Origin of the sequence: Reichenbachiella sp., from assembly GCF_039941815.1 — a bacterium.
GTDB lineage: Bacteria > Bacteroidota > Bacteroidia > Cytophagales > Cyclobacteriaceae > Reichenbachiella.
Window position 1 is genome coordinate 161,437 of sequence record NZ_JBDVDW010000065.1, and the last position, 19,766, is coordinate 181,202.

At 41.3% G+C, this 19,766-nt stretch carries 16 protein-coding genes; 11 read left to right on the forward strand and 5 right to left on the reverse strand.

Going from position 1 to position 19,766, the window contains the following annotated elements:
• Nucleotide 1: 1 nt before the first annotated feature.
• The 3 genes from rplQ to eno all read left to right on the forward strand — a co-directional run bounded on the left by rplQ (nucleotide 2) and on the right by eno (nucleotide 3,150).
• Nucleotides 2-643, forward strand: coding sequence for a 50S ribosomal protein L17 (gene rplQ, locus ABJF11_RS17880; RefSeq protein WP_348121500.1), 642 nt, complete (start codon nucleotides 2-4; stop codon nucleotides 641-643).
• 120 nt (nucleotides 644-763) lie between these two features.
• The gene (gene carA / locus ABJF11_RS17885; RefSeq protein WP_348121502.1) at nucleotides 764-1,876 is read left to right on the forward strand and encodes a glutamine-hydrolyzing carbamoyl-phosphate synthase small subunit; all 1,113 of its coding nucleotides are present in this window, start codon (nucleotides 764-766) and stop codon (nucleotides 1,874-1,876) included.
• On the forward strand, nucleotides 1,873-3,150 hold the full coding sequence (gene eno / locus ABJF11_RS17890; RefSeq protein ID WP_348121503.1) for a phosphopyruvate hydratase: 1,278 nt from the start codon (nucleotides 1,873-1,875) through the stop codon (nucleotides 3,148-3,150). Before carA ends, eno begins: the two co-directional genes overlap by 4 nt.
• A 68-nt stretch (nucleotides 3,151-3,218) precedes the next feature.
• Here the strand turns inward: eno and ABJF11_RS17895 are convergent, their stop codons facing one another.
• Nucleotides 3,219-4,241: an alpha/beta hydrolase gene (locus tag ABJF11_RS17895; RefSeq protein ID WP_348121504.1), complete on the reverse strand. Its 1,023-nt coding sequence runs from the start codon at nucleotides 4,239-4,241 to the stop codon at nucleotides 3,219-3,221.
• Nucleotides 4,242-4,399: 158 nt separating this feature from the next.
• Entirely contained in the window at nucleotides 4,400-6,139 is a 1,740-nt protein-coding gene (lysS, locus tag ABJF11_RS17900) for a lysine--tRNA ligase (RefSeq protein ID WP_348121505.1), read from the reverse strand.
• A 137-nt stretch (nucleotides 6,140-6,276) separates the two neighbouring features.
• On the opposite strand from lysS, the gene ABJF11_RS17905 reads away from it, so the two are divergent.
• Entirely contained in the window at nucleotides 6,277-6,759 is a 483-nt protein-coding gene (locus tag ABJF11_RS17905) for an Mpo1-like protein (protein WP_348121507.1), read from the forward strand.
• Nucleotides 6,760-6,845: 86 nt separating this feature from the next.
• Here ABJF11_RS17905 and ABJF11_RS17910 read toward each other — a convergent pair whose 3' ends face one another.
• A complete protein-coding gene (locus ABJF11_RS17910; protein WP_348121509.1) occupies nucleotides 6,846-7,364 on the reverse strand; it encodes a DinB family protein in 519 nt (172 codons plus the stop codon).
• A gap of 81 nt (nucleotides 7,365-7,445) precedes the next feature.
• On the opposite strand from ABJF11_RS17910, the gene ABJF11_RS17915 reads away from it, so the two are divergent.
• Entirely contained in the window at nucleotides 7,446-7,994 is a 549-nt protein-coding gene (locus ABJF11_RS17915; protein WP_348121511.1) for a DUF1697 domain-containing protein, read from the forward strand.
• Between the two features lie 58 nt (nucleotides 7,995-8,052).
• On the opposite strand, the gene ABJF11_RS17920 is transcribed toward ABJF11_RS17915, so the two are convergent.
• Nucleotides 8,053-9,708, reverse strand: a complete 1,656-nt coding sequence (locus tag ABJF11_RS17920) for a VRR-NUC domain-containing protein (RefSeq protein ID WP_348121512.1) — start codon at nucleotides 9,706-9,708, stop codon at nucleotides 8,053-8,055.
• Between the two features lie 75 nt (nucleotides 9,709-9,783).
• Here ABJF11_RS17920 and ABJF11_RS17925 point away from each other — a divergent pair, with 75 nt between their 5' ends.
• The 6 genes from ABJF11_RS17925 to ABJF11_RS17950 all read left to right on the forward strand — a co-directional run bounded on the left by ABJF11_RS17925 (nucleotide 9,784) and on the right by ABJF11_RS17950 (nucleotide 16,991).
• The gene (locus ABJF11_RS17925; protein WP_348121513.1) at nucleotides 9,784-10,932 is read left to right on the forward strand and encodes a J domain-containing protein; all 1,149 of its coding nucleotides are present in this window, start codon (nucleotides 9,784-9,786) and stop codon (nucleotides 10,930-10,932) included.
• 65 nt (nucleotides 10,933-10,997) lie between these two features.
• A complete protein-coding gene (locus tag ABJF11_RS17930) occupies nucleotides 10,998-12,596 on the forward strand; it encodes a M1 family metallopeptidase (RefSeq protein WP_348121514.1) in 1,599 nt (532 codons plus the stop codon).
• On the forward strand, nucleotides 12,593-13,042 hold the full coding sequence (locus tag ABJF11_RS17935) for a GNAT family N-acetyltransferase (RefSeq protein WP_348121515.1): 450 nt from the start codon (nucleotides 12,593-12,595) through the stop codon (nucleotides 13,040-13,042). Before ABJF11_RS17930 ends, ABJF11_RS17935 begins: the two co-directional genes overlap by 4 nt.
• An 80-nt stretch (nucleotides 13,043-13,122) precedes the next feature.
• Entirely contained in the window at nucleotides 13,123-14,961 is a 1,839-nt protein-coding gene (locus tag ABJF11_RS17940) for a peptidase M61 (protein ID WP_348121516.1), read from the forward strand.
• A 141-nt stretch (nucleotides 14,962-15,102) separates the two neighbouring features.
• Entirely contained in the window at nucleotides 15,103-16,446 is a 1,344-nt protein-coding gene (locus ABJF11_RS17945; protein ID WP_348121517.1) for a PhoH family protein, read from the forward strand.
• A gap of 86 nt (nucleotides 16,447-16,532) precedes the next feature.
• Nucleotides 16,533-16,991 (forward strand): DoxX family protein, encoded by a 459-nt coding sequence (locus ABJF11_RS17950; RefSeq protein WP_348121518.1) that lies wholly within the window; start codon nucleotides 16,533-16,535, stop codon nucleotides 16,989-16,991.
• On the opposite strand, the gene ABJF11_RS17955 is transcribed toward ABJF11_RS17950, so the two are convergent.
• On the reverse strand, nucleotides 16,988-19,723 hold the full coding sequence (locus ABJF11_RS17955) for a triple tyrosine motif-containing protein (RefSeq protein WP_348121519.1): 2,736 nt from the start codon (nucleotides 19,721-19,723) through the stop codon (nucleotides 16,988-16,990). The two genes, ABJF11_RS17950 and ABJF11_RS17955, sit on opposite strands and share 4 nt — an antisense overlap.
• Nucleotides 19,724-19,766 lie beyond the last annotated feature (43 nt).

Genomic DNA, 19,766 nt, shown 5'->3' on the forward strand with positions numbered 1-19,766 from the left:
AATGAGACACGGGAAGAAATTTAATCATTTGAGCAGAACAGCATCGCATAGAAGTGCCATGCTGTCCAATATGGCTTCTTCTTTGATTTTGCATAAAAGAATCACTACTACAGTAGCTAAAGCAAAAGCGTTGAGAAAATATGTAGAGCCTTTGATCACCAGAGCAAAGGATGACACTACTCACTCTCGAAGAGTAGCTTTCTCATACCTGCAAAACAAAGAATCAGTAACTACCCTTTTTGGAGAAGTAGCAGAGAAAGTAGCTAGCAGACCAGGGGGATATACCAGAATCTTGAAGACTGGAGCCAGATTAGGCGACAACGCTGAGATGTGTATCATGGAGTTGGTAGATTACAACGAGTTGATGTTGAAAGACGCAGCACCTGAGAAAGCTAAGACAAGAAGAAGTAGAAGAGGAAAAGGTGGTAGCGATAGTGCTAAGGCTGAAACCAAAGCTGCTGAAGTGGTGTCTGAAGCAGAAGTGGTAGAAGAAACTCCAGCTGCAGAAGTAGCGGAAGAGGCAGTTGTTGAGGAGACTGTAGAAGAAGTGAAAGCTGACGCTGTTGATACTCCGGAAGAGGAATCAAAAGAAGATTCATCGGAAGATGCAGCTGATGATTCAAAGAAAGAAGGTAAGGAATAAGTTGATAATTGTTCCTAAGAAATATAAGCCATCCCGATAAGTTTCGGGATGGCTTTTTTTATGTCTAAAAATTCATAAAATTTGCGCTGATTTAAGCCCAGAGATTGCACTCAACGAATTATGAAAATACAGAAGAAAAAGAAAGCCTACCTTTTATTAGCAGACGGCCAATTGTTTGAAGGATCATCGATTGGTAGCACTGGTACCAGTGGCGGTGAAATTTGTTTCAATACAGGCATGACAGGCTATCAAGAGATTTATACTGATCCATCCTACTATGGGCAAATTGTGGTTAACACAAACTCCCACATAGGAAACTACGGAGCAGTTGATAGGGAAAATGAATCAGATGGACCTAAAATCAAAGGGTTGGTTATCAACGATTTCTCTGATATGCATAGCAGATTTGAGGCCGATAGCTCGCTGGATGAATATCTGAAGAAAAACAATATTGTAGGAATTGCTGACCTTGATACCAGAAAACTGGTAAAAAGTATAAGAAGCCAGGGAGCCATGAATGCAATTATCTCCTCGGAAATTTCCGAAGTAGAAAAGCTAAAAGCTGAGCTTAAGGAAGTGCCCAACATGGACCATCTCGAATTGGCTACCAAGGTATCAACAAAAGAGCCTTATACACTAACGCCTGATCAGGTACAGTACAAGGTAGCGGTTCTTGATATAGGCGTGAAGAAATCCATTCTTACCAATTTTACAGACCGAGGATGCGAGTGCAAAGTGTTTCCGGCTGAAACGTCTTTTGCTGAAATGAAAGCATACAACCCCGATGGATATTTCTTGTCCAATGGACCTGGTGACCCTGCAGAAATGGGTTATGCTGTAGAGACAGTCAAAGAAATTCTTAAAGAAGGCAAGCCGCTATTTGGTATTTGCCTTGGACATCAGGTAATATCCCTAGCTTGTGGGGCGACTACATTTAAAATGCATCATGGGCACAGAGGTTTGAATCACCCGGTAAAAAATTTGATAACAGGTTTGAGTGAGGTTACCTCACAAAACCATGGATTTGCTGTAGACAGAGACTCTGTCGAGCAATCCGACAATTTAGAATTGACACACATTAACTTGAATGATAATACCGTAGCTGGAATACGAGTAAAGGGCAAACCAGTCTTTTCTGTACAGCACCACCCAGAGGCTTCTCCGGGACCGCATGATTCCAGGTATTTATTCGATGATTTCATTCAATTAATTAATAAACACAAGAAAAAATGAGTTTGATAGAAAGCGTATTTGCCAGACAAATACTTGATTCAAGAGGAAACCCAACCATCGAGGTAGATGTAATTACCGAAAGTGGTATTCTGGGTAGAGCCGCTGTTCCATCAGGGGCCTCTACAGGGGTAAACGAAGCCGTAGAGTTGAGAGACGGAGACAAAGGCAAATACTTGGGTAAGGGAGTATTAAAAGCCGTAGACAATGTAAACGACATCATTCAGGAAGAGCTGATTGGCCTATCGGTATTCGACCAACGATACATTGACCAATTAATGATTCAAATTGATGGCACAGAGACTAAGTCCAAACTAGGAGCCAACGCGATCCTCGGTGTATCTTTGGCCGTAGCCAGAGCTGCTGCAGAAGAGCTTGGATTACCGCTATTCAGATATATCGGTGGTACGAATGCCTACACACTCCCTGTCCCTATGATGAATATCATCAACGGTGGTTCTCACTCTGATGCAACTATTGCCTTTCAGGAGTTTATGATTAGACCTGTTGGTGCTGAGACTTTCTCTGAAGCCATGAGAATGGGAGCTGAGACCTTCCATGCATTAAAGAAGATATTGCACGACAAAGGCTTGAGTACCGCGGTAGGTGATGAGGGAGGGTTTGCCCCTGCGTTCACTGGTGGTACGGAAGAAGCTTTGGAAAGTGTGCTAGACGCTGTCAAAGCGGCTGGTTATGAACCAGGTTCTGATATTACAATTGGGCTAGACTGTGCCTCTTCGGAGTTTTATGTAGATGGCAAATACGACTACTCAAAATTCGAAGGGCCGAATGGTAAAGTTAGAGACGCCGAGGAGCAAGTAGCTTATTTGGCTGAATTAGTTGACAAATATCCTATCGACTCCATCGAAGACGGATGTGCTGAAGAGGATTGGTCTACATGGGCTATGCTCACAGAAAAAATTGGTGACAAATGTCAGCTTGTAGGTGATGATCTTTTTGTGACCAATGTGAAATTTTTGCAAAGAGGAATCGAAGAGAAATCAGCTAACTCTATCCTAATCAAAGTAAACCAAATTGGCACTTTGTCTGAAACTTTGGATGCTATCGAAATGGCTCATAAAGCTGGCTTCACGGCTGTGATTTCTCACAGATCAGGTGAAACAGAAGATTCTACGATTGCAGATATTGCCGTTGCTACCAACGCAGGACAGATCAAAACAGGATCACTATCCAGGTCAGATAGAATGGCGAAGTATAACCAGTTGTTGAGAATAGAAGAAGAACTTGGTGAAACAGCTAAGTTTCCTAAGGCATAATAAAACGAACATGTAATATGGTCTGAATAAATCAGGCATCATCTTAGACATACTAAAAACCGCGGGAGTTATCCTTGCGGTTTTTTTGTGTCTTTCCCCTTCCTGCGAAAGAGCTGCATACTCTTTGTAAAAAATGAAGACCTACCTGAAACGAGAAAATCACTCACTACTTGAGCTACCTCTTTGCATCTGAGATATCCAAATGATTTATGAGCATTGTCGGTCACCCAATATTTGTAATTGTTTTCTACAAATTTTCCAATTGGTTTTACTCCCTGTGTATTTGGTTGATAGAAATGTGCCAAATTGTAGAAAGACCCAATATTATCGTCCCGATCACAAAAGCTATACCAAGCCTCTATACCCTCTGGTGTAGGAGGCAAAGGCTCATCATCGAATGGTAGACCATGATCTTGCATGATCTTTTCTCGTATCAATGGCAGACCCATAGGCGAACCCATAGAAATAAACCCTTTTATGTCTATTTCACCACGCAACTGTAGTAGTACGTCGTACGCAATGATCGAGCCCATGGAGTGCGCTATGATAAGCACGTCCTTTTTTCTGTTTTTTCTAATAATCTCAGTGAGCCTTTTTCTGACTCGCTCCTTGAACAGCGGTTGAAACATCTGCTCATTTTCAGGGACCTCTTCATTGTAGTAAGTGTCCAGATCTTTAAATCCGATTTTGACAATCATGTTAAATGGTCGTCTAAACTTGTTAAGTCCAAGCCGGCTTAAAAACAATATCTCCTTAATGTACTGAATAAGGTTCTTAGCCTTCTGCAAGACACCTTTGTAAGCAGCAGTTCTTAGGTTCTTCTCCGCGATGTAGGGCTCATCTATATGCAGAGGGTCATCAGGGTCAGATATCCCTAGTTGCAGGGGCTCCTTGTGTAGCAGATCGGCCCAGTATACCATCTTGAAATCAAACTGAGTAGGACTCTTGTCAATCTTGGCTAGGCCCTCTTTGATCGATCGTTTCCACCAGCTGGTCAGAAGCTTTTTCGGAGGCTTGTTGCTCAGTCCATGAATACCCAGGATGAGCGTTCGATTTTTTTTGACATTGAAAAATTTCTTTAGCAGAGCCATTCAGATGGGCTTGTTATATTTTCTGAGTGCATGTGAATCCATACATCAATCACAAACGCTAAAATAAAAGTTCTATTGGTCAAATTCTGCATCTTTTTTTGTGAAATAAAAAAGCCAGTCACAATTGTGCTGGCTTCTAAAATCTTGGGGAATGATATTTAACTTGCGTTTTCGATCCACCGCTGTACATCCTCTAACGCTGGGTTTTTCACCTCTTTTAGCTTTAGCTTTTTACGAGTCCCACATACATCATTAAATAGTTTGCTATCCTTGGCTTCCGCAAACTGCTCTGTCGTTACCATACCCAGCTTTTGCAGAATAGGAATCAATTCTTTCGCCACACCCAATTCTTCATACTGAGATTCTGTCAGTGCTACTACTTTCCGCTCTGGTTTCATCTGAGGGAAGAATAACACATCTTGGATAGAATTAGAGTTGGTCATCATCATCGTCAATCGATCGATCCCTACCCCGAGGCCAGCTGTAGGTGGCATGCCATATTCTAAGGCACGAAGAAAATCTTCGTCTAGCACCATGGCTTCATCGTCACCTCTTTTGCCAAGTTCGAGCTGTTCTTCAAATCTTTTTCTTTGATCGATTGGATCGTTTAATTCCGAGAATGCATTACATATTTCTTTACCATTGGCGACAGCCTCAAACCTTTCGACCAAACCCGGCTTAGACTTATGCTTTTTGGCCAAAGGAGACATCTCGACCGGGTAGTCCGTAATGAACGTCGGCTGAATGAGTTGACCCTCGCATTTTTCACCAAAGATCTCATCAATCAACTTTGCTTTGCCCATAGAATCGTCCGTAGGGATGTCTAATTTTTTGGCAGTAGCCAAGAGCTCAGCTTCTTCCATTTCTGAGATATCAATACCTGTAAAGTGCTCAATAGCTTCAAACATGGTGTATCGCTTCCATGGTCGTTGGAAATCGATCACATGCTCACCCACTTGTACTTCAGTAGTACCATGTAGATCAAGCGCTACTTTTTCCACCATAGCCTCTGTCAATTCCATCATCCACTCATAATCCTTGTATGCCACATAGAGTTCCACTTGCGTAAACTCTGGATTGTGGAACCTTGACATGCCTTCGTTTCTGAAATCTTTGGAAAATTCAAAGACACCGTCATACCCACCTACTATCAATCTCTTTAGATACAACTCATTGGCTATCCTCAAATACAGGGTCATATCCAGCGTGTTGTGATGCGTTTTGAACGGACGAGCTGCTGCACCACCATATAATGGTTGAAGAATAGGAGTCTCCACTTCGAGATAACCCTTGTCCGCAAGGAAGTTTCTCATGGAGTTTACCAGCTGCGTTCTCTTTACGAAGGTTTCACGAACCTCAGGGTTCACAATCATGTCAACATATCGCTGACGATACCTCAACTCAGGGTCTGTAAAAGCATCATAGGTTTTCATATTCCCATCGGCATCTTTAGCCTCCTTGACAATCGGCAGGGGCTTCAGTGATTTGGTGAGCAGCTTCAGCTCAGTGACATGAATAGATATTTCGCCGACTTCAGTAGTAAACACGTAACCTTTTACCCCGATGATGTCACCTATGTCCATCATCTTTTTGAATACTGAATTGTAGTAGCTTTTGTCTTCGCCTGGACACAGATCATCTCTTCTGAGATAGATTTGAATTCGTCCACTTGCATCTTGTATTTCGGCAAACGAAGCCGAGCCCATGATTCTTCGACTCATCAATCTGCCTGCGATAGAAACTGCCTTATAGTCTGTCTTTCGTTTTTCATAGTTTTCATGAATGTCCTTTGTGGTTACATTCACTTCGAAAGTGTCAGATGGATAAGGGTCAATACCAGATTTTATCAGTTCTTCTCTGATCTGGCGTCTGTAAATTTCCTGTTCGCTTAGAATCATTATATAATTTTTTAAAAAAGCTCTGCCAGTCCTCGGCAGACGGGCGCAAAATTAATTCAAAATCAATGATTGGTGAAGAAATGATCAGGGATGTTTAGTGATTAATCATTATCATTGATAGGCTAAATAATAGTGCGATGAGAAAAATTGATCAATTACTTTCAGAGTATGGCGAAAGTCATCAAAACGAAACGAACAAAATCATACATTGGATCTGCGTGCCAGTGATATTTTGGAGTATAATAGGTCTGGTTTGGTCCATACCGAATGACTGGCTGCTAATCGCACTTCCCAATGTGACTAGTCCCTTTTTGAACTGGGCTACCTTGATCTTGGTGGTTGTCTTGCTCTACTATTTTACCCTTTCCTTTTGGTTGTTTTTTGGTATGTCAATAGTGGTGGTGGGCTTTTTGTATATCACCTTATTTGTGGAACAGCTGGGCATAGCGCCACTTTGGCTAATTAGTGTGGTAGTGTTTGTGATAGCCTGGATAGGGCAATTTTATGGACACCATGTCGAGGGCAAGAAACCATCTTTTCTTAAGGACGTGCAATTTCTGTTGATAGGACCGGCCTGGTTGATGCATTTCATTTACAAAAAATTGAATATCCCTTATTAATCCTGAATTGATTATAAGATAGCCGTCGTAACGAAAAATCAACTGACTAGTCCGGTTCATTTTTCGTTACGACAGCTTTATAACTTTTAGTTGCTACCACTCCATGGCGGAGCGATGCCATTTACACGAGTATAGGCGATCAATTGACCTTTGTGCTCGTAGCTGTGTGTAGCGATAATCATGATTAGTGATCGTTTGGTGAAGGTACCGAATGACAATTCTACCATATCATTCATTTGCTCATCTTTCACCTCTGCAACAGCAGCAGTAGCAAAGGCATATGCTTCATTGATGTATTTCAGAATTTCATCTTTATTGGTGGTTGATTTTTCAAGAGTCTTCAAGTCAAGACCTTCAGGCATAGTTTTTCCTAAAGAAGATGAAAGCATATAGGTGGATCCTGCAATATGTAGAATGACCTCAGACATGCTTCTTACCTCGTCTGCCGGTCTCCAGGTGTATTTTTCTTGTGGAATGGCACCGATGAGTTTTACAATCTGATCTTGGCTATAACTCATGCTATTGGCAAATTCTTGCTGATAGGTGGTTGGCTGAGCTACAGCCAGAAATGGAGAAAGTAATATAATGTAAAATAAATTTTTCATGGTATATGTTTTAGTTCAGCAGTTGAAACGAATGAAAATTGGTAGAGTTAGAATTCCAGTACTTTTTTTTACATTTGAATTATGGCAGAATATGTAGGCTTACTCCGCGGTATAAATGTCAGCGGTCAGAAGAAAATAAAGATGGATGAATTGCGCTCTAAACTTGAAAGCTTAGGTTATCAAAACTTGCGCACCTACATCCAAAGTGGAAATATTGTATTCGAATCCACCTGTCTTGACAAAGAACAGTTGGAAGCAGAGATACATCAGAATATATTAGACAATTTTGGGTTTGATGTACCTGTGGTCGTCCGTAATAAGGCGGAATGGCAAGTGGCTTTTGACTCCAATCCGTTTCTGAATGGCAGACAAGAAGATATCACAAAATTGTATGTTGCCTTTCTTCAACGTGAGCCTGCGCAGGAAGCAATAGCTGATCTAATGACCAAAGAGATCTTTCCCGATGAGATGATAAGCGTAGACGATCGTATCTATTTTTTCTGTCCTAATGGTGCAGCTAGATCCAATATTGACAACAACCTGATCGAAAGGAAGCTCAAGGTGAAAGCCACGACAAGGAATTGGAAAACCACCACCAAGCTGCTTCAGATGCTAAAAAATGAAGCATAGTTTGTCATTTCATTTTGTGTATAGTGCTACTTTGAAAATTTTCAACCCATCAAAAATATTAGTCGTTGACCCATTCTACCAGCGCTATTTCCGCCTTGATATTCCATTCTGCAAATCTCTCAAGCCAAAAGAGTTGTTTCTCTGACAGATGATCGTTTGGTGATTTGACTTCATAGAAAAAATACTCCTTTTCGTTGCAAACGAATAGATCAGGAAATCCTGTAGATCGGTTTTTTGGGTCAATTACCATTGCAGCAAGCAAGGCCTTTATTTGCTTCAGCTGTGCAAAGGATAGGAATCGCCACATAGCTGTGATCATTTGTTCATCCCAATGTACAAAGGGATTTGATATTCCATAGTGAGCATCAATACTTTCTTTTAACACTCGCTCAAGCTGTTTTTTCGTTCTTATTTTCAATTTTTCTTCAATGACTTCTTTACGTTTCTCATAGAAGTCGATACCATAGATATCTGTTGGATTGCGTTGCAGTGGCTGGTGTAAGCTGTTGTACTGCGGATCGTATATTTCAGCCCAAAAGAATAGACCGAAGAGGTTTCTGGCGATCGAATTTTCGCTGTGGTAGCCGTCATACCCCTGAGATAAAAAATAGGCAAGAGCACCATTTTCAACCTTATGTTTGTAAGAGGCATCTACCTGAATATTAATACCTTCCTTTTGCCTAATAGTTGTTGTTTTTAGTTTTTTATCCAACTTATTGATGACGTCTAGTGCGATATAATATTCCTTATTGTCATTGGGGTTATCCAGAATTTCGTGGGCTATTGTTAGCGACTGATCAAATGCTTTTTGTTTATTGTATATCCTGATTTTTCGCTCCCTCATAGGAGAGGAGTCCGTCAGATGATAGATCTCCAATGCCTCTTCATGATGTTTGTTTCGCTCCAAATGGTAACCCACTTTGTGTATCAGTTTTTCTGCCCTTCTTCGAGCTTTATCCAGCCCCAGAAAGTAGCTGATTTCTATCTGCTGGAACCATTCCAGTACATATAACGGAGATTCGGTCTCTTCCAGCAAGTAGTATTCTTTGCTCAGCACAGACAGCTGCATTACCGCTTCAGCTTCTTCTCTTGTATCGAATGATGCACCCAGCTCCGACTCATCCACTTCCATGAATCGTGCATGACCTACATCTCGAATTACAAAATCCGACATGTCTCCATGATTATGACCGAAGAAAAACAACTTGATCATTTCCAATTCTTCTCTGTTCCCCTGAGTGATAATCGAGTCGGTGTAGAAAATGTCCTGCAGATTAGACGAGTCAATGGTTTCAATTAAAAATAAAAGCAATTCATCCTTCTTCAGCCCCTTTTCGATCTCAAAACCACCAGACTTAAGCAGGCTAAGTACTTCGGGTTTGTTGTAAATCGATATTAGCTGGTAGCATTCTTCCAACTCCAACGCTTCTTTGTGTATTGCAAAGCCCGACTTTACTAGATCGTGATGGGCCGCATCCAAATTTGTAATCTCAGCGTAACTAAGTTTTTCCTTACGGAAAAACTGACCTTTTCTATTGCTTATCCTTACATATAGACACTGACCCTCTTCAGACAATGCCATAAAATTGGATATAAAACCTAGCTCAGCCTCAGATAGCAAACTTTCATACTTGTTCCGAACGAAGTTCAAAACATAGATGAAGTAGTCCAAATAGTATTTTTCTGGCAGTATGATTTTGTCCTGATCAGGCATGAGCGAGTAAAAATAAAAGCTACTCGTACCTTTTTCTGGATTTCCTACGTTTTATTTGACACGCAAAACTGTGAGATGATCAACTACTATCACATCTTGGGTGTGGCATCCAATGCCACTGCGTCAGAAATAAAATCTGCGTATAAGACAAAGGCTATCAGCTGCCATCCAGACAAACATCAGGGAGACAAGCAGATGGAGGAGCTCTTCAAACAAGTAAACGAAGCTTACCAGACCTTATCCAATCCATACAAGCGATCCAACTTTGACATGATGCTCAAATATGGAACTGTGTCTCAGACTGCAGTACATACCACCTATGGTACCAGACGTCCGGCTCGCCATGCACAACAATATTCCCAACCGCGGGTGAGTAATCTAAAAGCCACAGCCTACGCTTTTCTATTTGCTTTTACAATAGCACTAATCATGAAGACAGGTATGTATCTAGCCGAGGAGTACAAGGCTAGCCAAAAAGCTGAGCTGTTAGCTGGGAGAAGAGCGACCTTCGATCTTGTGAAAAAGGCGCATCAGATAGGAGATTTAAAAGAGAGCCTAAATGTACTAAGCAGCCTTGGCCATTTTTGGTCTGAAGAAAGGGATATGCGAGATTTCAAAGATTATTTACTCGTAGAAATTAAGAACAAAGGAGATGAGCTACTTGCCGATGGTGACTACGAGGGGGCGATAGCACATTATGATTTACTAAAGGACTATTCTGTCAGTAATACAATTTCTTATTTGCAAAAAATCGCAAAAGCCTATCAGGGTATGGGTGACATAGGAAAGGCTCTAGGGGTTTTTCAAATGATGCACCTATACGGTTATCGCTCGACTAGTTTCTATTTAGAGATGGGCTCACTCTATGAGGACGGGATGAAGGATATCGATATGGCACTCAATTACTACCAGATCGGAGCGGACATGGCTTCCGCTGAATATGAAATCACGATTGGCAGCGCTTATCCAATTGTGATCAATTCCAATATGGTACCCGCATCGCATTATCAGATATACATGAAAGTCGCAGAAACTCATTTAAAACTTGGCCATTATAATGAGGCCATCAGTGCCGTGGCGTGGACCAAGGAAATCTGGCCTGATAGCCTACTACACTATCAAATTGAAGCAGAAAGCTATAAAAATTTAGGAAGGACTGTAGCAATGGAGAAGGCTTTGGCCTTAGCAAAAGATATCGACCCGTACTTCTCTTTGAAGGACTAATTCGACCGTTGATCAAATCTGAGTGAGAAAATCATTTATTCAACCTATTTTTGGAAAAAAGAGTCATGCTTCCAATCAAAGTCTGTCAAATCTTCTTCATTCTTGCCTGTACATTTTCAGTTCATTCCTATGCGCAGGGATTTGTACCGAGAGCTTTCGATGTTTTGCATTACCAGTTTGAGGTCGAACTGAATGATACCACAGACGTGATACAAGTGGTCGCCGAGATTACCCTTTATTATCCTGAATACGTTCCTGATACAATAATATTAGATCTGGCTCATCGATCCAGACGAGACTACGGCATGGAGGTGAGCTCTCTGCTGCTCGACGAATCGCAGACAAATTATGAGCACCTACAAGATCAACTCCGTATTTTCACTCCTATGACTATTCAACCCGGTGATACTTCTGTTTTAAAAATTCTCTACTCAGGTAGACCGGACGAAGGCCTGGTTATATCAAAAAATTCGGCAGGGCAGCGTACATTTTTCTCAGAACATTGGCCCAATCGGGCACATCGCTGGCTGTCAGTAGTTGATCATCCGTCTGAGAAGGCTACCTGCGAATTTAGCGTTGTTGCACCTATCAAATATGATGTGATCTCAAATGGTATAAAGACGAGTGAAGTAGAATTATCTAAAAACCAGAAAAAAACAGTTTGGGAAATCCAGAAACCAATACCTTCTAAAGTCATGGTTATCGGAGTGGCAGAGTTTAAGACCGAAACCCTTGACCCAAATGGAATGATCACCGTGTGGGCATATGATAAACCAAGGAGCAAAGCCGTGGGAGATTTCTCTGATACTCCCGAAATATTCGAATTGCTCTATAATCTGATGGGATCTTATCCCTATACGAAATGTGATCAGGTAGAGTCCACCACCCGATTTGGAGGGATGGAAAATGCCGGTAATATTTTTTACCCAGAGCGAGCGCTCACTGGCCGTCATGAGATGAATCAAACAATTGCTCATGAAATCGCCCATCAGTGGTTTGGTAATTCACTGAGTGAGGCAGGGTGGGAGCACGTTTGGATCAGCGAAGGGATCTCCACCTATCTGGCGTATTATTATCTTCAGGAGCTCGAAGGTGAGCAGGCGCTGCTCGCAAAATTGGAAGAGGACGAAGAGGATATATTGAACTATCAATTTAGATTCCCGGGTCAAACTGTTGTTCAGAAAAATATAAAAGCGCTAGACGACATTCTCAATCCCATGACCTATGAAAAGGCAGCCTGGGTACTTCGTATGCTTGAGTACAAGCTTGGCTCGGATAAGTTAAATGAGATTCTGGTTGCCTTCTACGAACGGTATCAATCCGGGAATGCGAGTACAGAAGATTTCATAGCTGTTGCAAGCGAGCAGACAAATATTACTTTGGATAAATTTTTTCATCAATGGTTTTATGTACCTGGCAACCCCAATGTAGATTATAACTGGAGATATAAAAAGGACCGGCTGGTGATCAATTTTCATCAGGTTAATGCCTACAATTACCAATTGGATTTTGAAATCCTGTTGAAATATAAAAATGGTAAGACAGTACTCAAGCCTATTTCTCTCACAGAAAAAGATCAGACAGTGAAAATTATCATTGATCGACCAGTTGATTTAACAATAGATCCCTCGAATATTATGTTGGGTGAATTTCATAAAAGGTGACCAAAATTTCTTTTCATATTAGGCCAGGTTCGATTCTGGAGGCTGTTGCGCTCAGCAGGCAAATACCCGAATTTGATAATCCGCATGATGAGCAAATCTATCAGGAACGACTCAGTGGAAAAACGCACCTTATCATAATAGCTGAATCCCAAGAATTACCAGTGGGTTTTAAAGTTGGATATGACAAATTCGGAGATTCTTCATTTTATACCTGGATGGGAGGGGTGCTTCCCGAGTACCGAAGTCAAGGGATAGCCAAATCACTGGCCTCATACCAAGAAAAATTCGCAAAGGAGGAAGGTTTCGATTCCGTGATTTTGAAGACTAGAAACCGTCATAAGAATATGTTGAGGTTTGCTATTTCTTCGGGATTTGAAATTATCGATGTAGACGAAAGAATTCCTACAGCAGAGAGCCGTATTTTGCTCAAGAAAATACTCAGTTGAATTACATCAGCTACCGCTTGTGAAACTAGACCTTGGTTTTACTCGCTATTGTTTTATATTGAATTAAAAATAAAGGTAGAATGAAAATTAGAGTTTACCTATTTGGCCTATTGATGGGGACATCGTCTTTTTTGGCTGCGCAAGAAAAATATCGGGTTTCAATAGATCTGATTAATGTAGTGGAAGATCGAGTGCAGGTAACCTACCTTGTGCCCAAAGTATCTCAAGACGAAATCGAATTTCGAGTACCTAAAATTGTCCCTGGGACTTACTCCGTGTATGACTTTGGCCGCTTTTTTTCGAATTTCACTGCTTATGATGCGACCGGAGCCGAATTACCGACTACGGTCCTGACGGACAATAGAATATTAATAAAAAATAGCACAAGACTGCATAGTATCACCTATTGGATAGATGATACCTTCGATACTGATAAAGACAATTTCATTTTTGAGCCGGCAGGAACCAATATTGAGCAAGATGAAAACTATGTAATTAATACCTTCGGTTTTGTCGGCTATCTGCAAGGAATGAAAGATCTGGGTTATGAACTACAGATTGACTTCCCTAAAGGGATGTATGGAGCCACCGCTCTTGACAAAACGTCACTCAATGATTCTACAGATATCTATACAGCCGAAAACTATTTCGATCTGGCAGATAGCCCTATCATGTATGCGGCTCCAGATACTACCACGTTCGAAATTGGAGGAGCTCAAATTCTGATTTCAATTTATTCACCAAACAAAGTACTGGATCCCATTTTTGTAAAGGAGCAGATTGAGCCCACACTGAAAGCACAGCATGAGTACCTCGACGAACTACCAGTGGATAGATACGCATTTATTATTTACCTTTTCGATAGTAATCCGCTCTCAGGTAAACTGGGCGCACTTGAGCACTCATATTCTTCATTTTATAGCTTACCAGAAATAAGCGCTTTCCGATTGGCGCAGATCATTCGTGATGTAGCCGCTCATGAATTTTTCCATATCCTCACTCCTCTAAACATTCATTCTGAGGAAATAGGAAACTTTGATTTTATCAACCCTAGAATGTCCAAACATCTATGGATGTATGAAGGAGTCACGGAATATTCTGCTGGACTGGCTCAGGTCAAATATGGAGAAATGACCTTTCAGGATTACCTAGCCGTTTTGCTAGGAAAAATAAATCAATCCAAAGCAAATTTTGACAATAGTCTGCCATTTACAGAATTAAGTTTGAATTGTCTGGGTGAAACCAAAGGAGAATATGCTAATGTCTACCAAAAAGGAGCTCTGATAGGTATGGCGCTGGATATCAGATTGAGAGAGCTTTCTGGTGGTGAGTATGGGATCCAAAACCTCATGCAGGATTTGGCTGGTAAATATGGCAAGAATCAGTCATTTAAAGATGATGAACTTTTCGATGTGATAGCTGAATTGACATATCCGGAAATTCGCACATTTTTCACCAGATATGTGGAGGGTATAAGCTCATTGCCCTATGACGAGATTTTTAAAAAGGTCGGTATCCGCTACGAACGAGAGAGAAAAGAAACTGAGTTGACCATGGGTCACATCAACTTTTCTGTAGATGGAATCGACAATCGATTAATGATTCAATCTGTGTCTTTTATGAACAACTTTGGTAAGCAGATGGGCTATCAGAAAGGAGATATTATTTACAAATTCGACGGGATTGAGATCGATATTGAAAACTATGAAGAGGAGTTTGCTGCCTTTACACAACGACACCAAGTCGGAGACGAAATCAAAGCCGTGGTGCTTCGGGTAAATGATAAGAACAAACTGAAAAAGGTTAAATTAAGTGCTGAGGCAGAGGAAATCAAAAAATCCATAGAGGCAGTATTGAGACCAGTAGACAACCCAACCCAAGAGCAGTTGGCCCTTCGAAAGGCTTGGATCAACAAGTAAATACCTTGAGCCCAGTTGCATTTGAGAAGTCCAAACTGAGGAACAAAAAATCTTAGATTTATTTCTATCATATTCACATATTTCGCTTGTAGATTAAATTAAAATTTTCCATTTTACTATGGAACTTAATTCCTACATGATATGGCGAAGAAAGGTAGTGAGAAAAAAATATTTGTTCTAGACACATCAGTAATTCTGTTTTCGCATGACGCGATTATGAACTTTGCAGAGCACGACATTGGCATACCAATAACGGTGCTGGAGGAGCTTGATAATTTCAAAAAAGGAAACGACACGATCAATTTTGAGGCTCGGGAGTTCGCCCGATTGCTGGATGGTCTGGCTCAGGATCACATGCTGCAGAATTGGATCCCACTAAATGGAAGTACCAAGGGCAAGTTGAAGGTGCTGATGCACTCCAATATAGAACCCAAGTATGACGCAGAAAAGGTATTTGGTGATCGAAAAAATGATCATAAAATATTGAATGCGGCTCTTAGATTGAAGCAAGAGGAGAAGAATAGAAAAGTGATACTGGTATCTAAAGATATCAATTTGCGACTGAAGGCTAAGTCTCTGGATATCCTCGCAGAAGACTATGAGACTGGTAAAATAAAAGATGCTTCCGAGCTGGTCACAGGCAAGTATGAGATTGCCAAGGTACCAGCCACTACAATAGATGCATTATACAAGAAGGGCGAGGTCGACCCGAAGAAAGTATCAAAGGATTATACCTTCCACAACAATGGATATTACATCCTGAAAAGCCCGAAAAATTCTGCGCTGAGCTTCTACAATCCTATGACAGAGAAGCTGGGCCATGTAGAAAAAAGGACGGTATACAATATCAAACCTAGAAATGCCGAACAGGCTTTTGCCATCCACTGTATGATGAATCCAGATGTGAGATTGGCTGCGATCACTGGCATGGCGGGCACAGGAAAAACTTTGCTTGCTCTGGCATGTGCACTCGAACAAAAACGTGAGTTTAAGCAGATCTATCTGGCCAGACCTATTGTGCCGCTCAGCAACAAGGATATTGGATATCTCCCAGGTGATATCAAGTCAAAATTGAATCCTTATATGGAGCCGCTTTGGGATAATCTGAAGTTTATTCAGAACCACTATAAAGAAACCGACAAGGAGTACAAGCGCCTGACCGATATGGTCAATCAGGAAAAACTTCTGATCACGCCATTGGCATATATCAGGGGGCGTAGTCTGTCCAACATTTATTTTATAGTAGATGAAGCTCAGAATTTGACCCCGCATGAGGTAAAGACCATCATCACACGAGCAGGAGAGAATACCAAGATAGTATTCACTGGAGATATACATCAAATTGATACGCCATATCTGGATTCTCAAAGCAACGGATTGTCTTACTTGGTCGATAGACTGCAAGGGCAAGAACTATTTGCTAATATCAATCTTGAAAAAGGAGAGCGATCAGAGCTGGCCAATCTTGCTAATGAGCTTTTGTGATAAGCGGTTGCCACTAAAATAATTGAGTATGCATTGAAGCAATCGGTGTAGTAAATTTCATCTCAGATGTTTACTCTAATGCTTTGATGATGCTAACTAAACTTATACAAACCGATGACAACTGGTCTTATTTGGTGGCCAGAGTGACCCTGGCCTTAGTCATTTTTCCACATGGTGCTCAAAAGATACTTGCTATCTGGGGCGGCCATGGACTGTCAGCTACCATGGAGGCTTTCAGCCAATGGTTTGGTATACCTCCTTTAGTCACCTTCCTGGTGTCTTGCGCAGAATTTTTTGGTATGATTGCCCTGCTGCTTGGCTTATGCTCTCGGATGATGGCTGGCAGTCTGATTTTGGTCATGCTAGGTGCTATTTATTTCGTGGTCAACGATCATTTTTTCATGAACTGGTATTCCGAAAATCGCGGTGAAGGATTTGAATTTCATCTACTCGTAATCGGTTTATGCATCATTCTCCTGATTGGCGGCTCTGGCAGACTGTCAATAGATAGATTGCTCATCAAAAAAGCCTCTTTGAAATCTTAATTTTTCGCGGTCTCCGTTGCCGGTTTATTGAATCTCAACAAATCCAGAAAGCTCTTACCGTTTAGTCCGGGACCCTGCTTACTGACTCGCATAACCTTTTTGAGTGTTTGCTCTAATGGGAATACACACAGGGCGATGACTACGTCGATCAGAAAATCGACCACTGGTGTACTCTCTATACCTAGTGTGCCTCCAGCGACAGTCTGCAAAAACTCAATCACCATGACTATGGTGAGTATGGTGAGGCCTTCGGTAATTAAGACATACTTGCGCTGCGCTTTTCTATTCATGATTACCGACCCAAACACCAGGCCTGTCATAAAGATGATCTGTAGTCCATAAAACCACAGCGTCTGCCAGTATGGGGGCTTGATTGTAAAATTCACCGTTTGTAACTCCTGTATCTGCCCAAACGAATCACGAGATCGGATAGAGAGTTCATAATGACTCGGAGGCAGGTAATTAAAGTTGATCTGATTGTTTGTAGACCATTTGGACCAGTTGTCGTTTAGGCCACTTAACTTGTATTGATACTCTACCTGTAGAAGACCTCTATAATCAGGCCGGGCAAGCTCAAAATAGAATGAGTTTTCGTCGTGTTCGAACGCCATCGGGCCGTGCACATTGATATTTACATCACCCTTGTTGCTACGCGCTTCGCGTAGATACATATGATTTCGCCAAATCAAAGAATCATCCTGGCTTGGATAATACTTGAGCAACTCATGAGAGTCATTGATCAACCAGATGTTGTCTCTATAGTTCGTAATCAGGGACATATCAGGAAATAGCCCGAATATTTCACGTTTTACCACCGACCTGTTTCGATTGATCTGAAACCAATTCTCGCCATTGTTGACCCAGACTTTCCCCCCGTGCTCCTGTAGATGCTTTACAGGCCTTCCAATTGTCTGCATGAGTAAAGTATCTTCCAGAATCGTATCTGCAGCACCATCCAAATAGAAATACCCGAGCGAGTTGATCAAATACAATTGATTGGCAATGGCAGCGATTCGGACTTCATCAATGTATTCGTTGTGGTATTTGTATTCCTTGAAATCCTGATAGGTGGAAGATAGAGAATCATAGCGGTACAGATGGCTTGGAGTGGCAAACCATGTGATGCCATTGTATTGGTGAAGTGCACTCAGCACCATCTCACCATGAAAGTCAATCTGATCCTCTTGTACCCATATTTCATCTTTGTGCGTGTAGAGCTTGATTTCGTTGTAATGATTGGCAATCACCAATCGGCCTTCATGATTCTCTATAAAGGTAAAGCGTATAGGCTCATGTACAACCAATTCAGCTGAGTGTACTTTTTCTTTGGCTTTTTTGTCATATTCTTTTTTGATTTCGTAGAGACCATTAGAAGAAGCCACCAGCAGTTTATTTTGGTAGCGGATAAATTTCTCACACTTGGCTTCTATCCCATCTATTTTGGTGAATTCAAATCCAGAGCTAATCAGGTCTTTTTTTACTTTTCGTACGTACTTTGTCGATGTACTCGATTTGGTTGCTTTGCTTGCAGTAGGTCCTTTTTTCCTTCCTCTGGATCGTTGTGCCTTTTTTCGCTTTTTACTAGTGGAGGTAGTAGTTTCTGCGGTGCTACTTCCTTTGACAGGCACATAATACACCGTGGTTTTATAGTTTTGCTTTTGTTCTAAAAAGAAAACCCCTTTGCTCGTGGATACATAGAGATGGCGATCAAACCAAAATATATCTTTTAAGTTGCCTTCAAGGCCATGATAGTTGGTAAAACTTCTGAACGGAACGCCAATCTCCAAGCGTGACAATCCAAATTCATGGGAGATCCATAGCCCCCCTTCATGATCTCTACCGATTGTATAGATTTCATTATCAGGCAGCCCATTGTAATGATTGATTACATCGACGATTTTCGACTTACGATTGCTGTATAGAATGATGCCGTCTTCCAGCGTACTCAGCGCAAAATGATCATCATCTACCCATACGCCGTTGTTGACAAAGGATTCTTCTTTGGTAAGAAACTTCGACATTTTACATTCGTAAAACTTCAGGTTGCGATAGATATATACCTTATTATCCGTCGTCCCAGCCACATACTGTTCTCTGGTGGGATGCTTATCAAAGAATAGAAATCGTGCGCCTTCTGGAAGTTTCCAATCATAATCATCCAGAAGTTGGTCGTCATGATATCGGTAGATTTTCTTATTGCTCTGTACAATGATCTGATCATCTACCTCAAATAGATTTGTAAAATACTCGTCTGGATCCTGTAGGTAAGTGATATAGGATTTCTTCTGGTTGATATGATAGCGAATGACATCGGTCTCACTGATGAAAAATACGCTTGTATCTTTGACTACAGTTTTGAAGTATAAACTCTCATCAGATTTGTTAGGATTGAGTGAAATGAACTGATATTTGCCGTCCTGAAAGCCAAACCTACCGAAGTCTCCTGCACAACCCGAATAGATTCTGCCTAGCGAATCAAAATCAATGGACAAGGCAGCACTGGGAGTAGATTTAAAATCCCAATTGTTCCCCTCATATAACAGCACACCAGATCGGTTGGCGATGCACAATTGCCCATCATCATTTACCTTAAGTTCAAAATTCAGATTGTCTAATCCTTCGACATCCAAAGAATAATGTGAGAGCAAAAAATCGCCTGACTGCCCTAGTCCTGTAAGGCTAGTCAGTAGCAAGAAGCAGAGCAATAAATCTCTAAAGGTAAATGGAATCATGGAGGATATGATTTTATGATATGTACACGCTGAAGTCAAATAT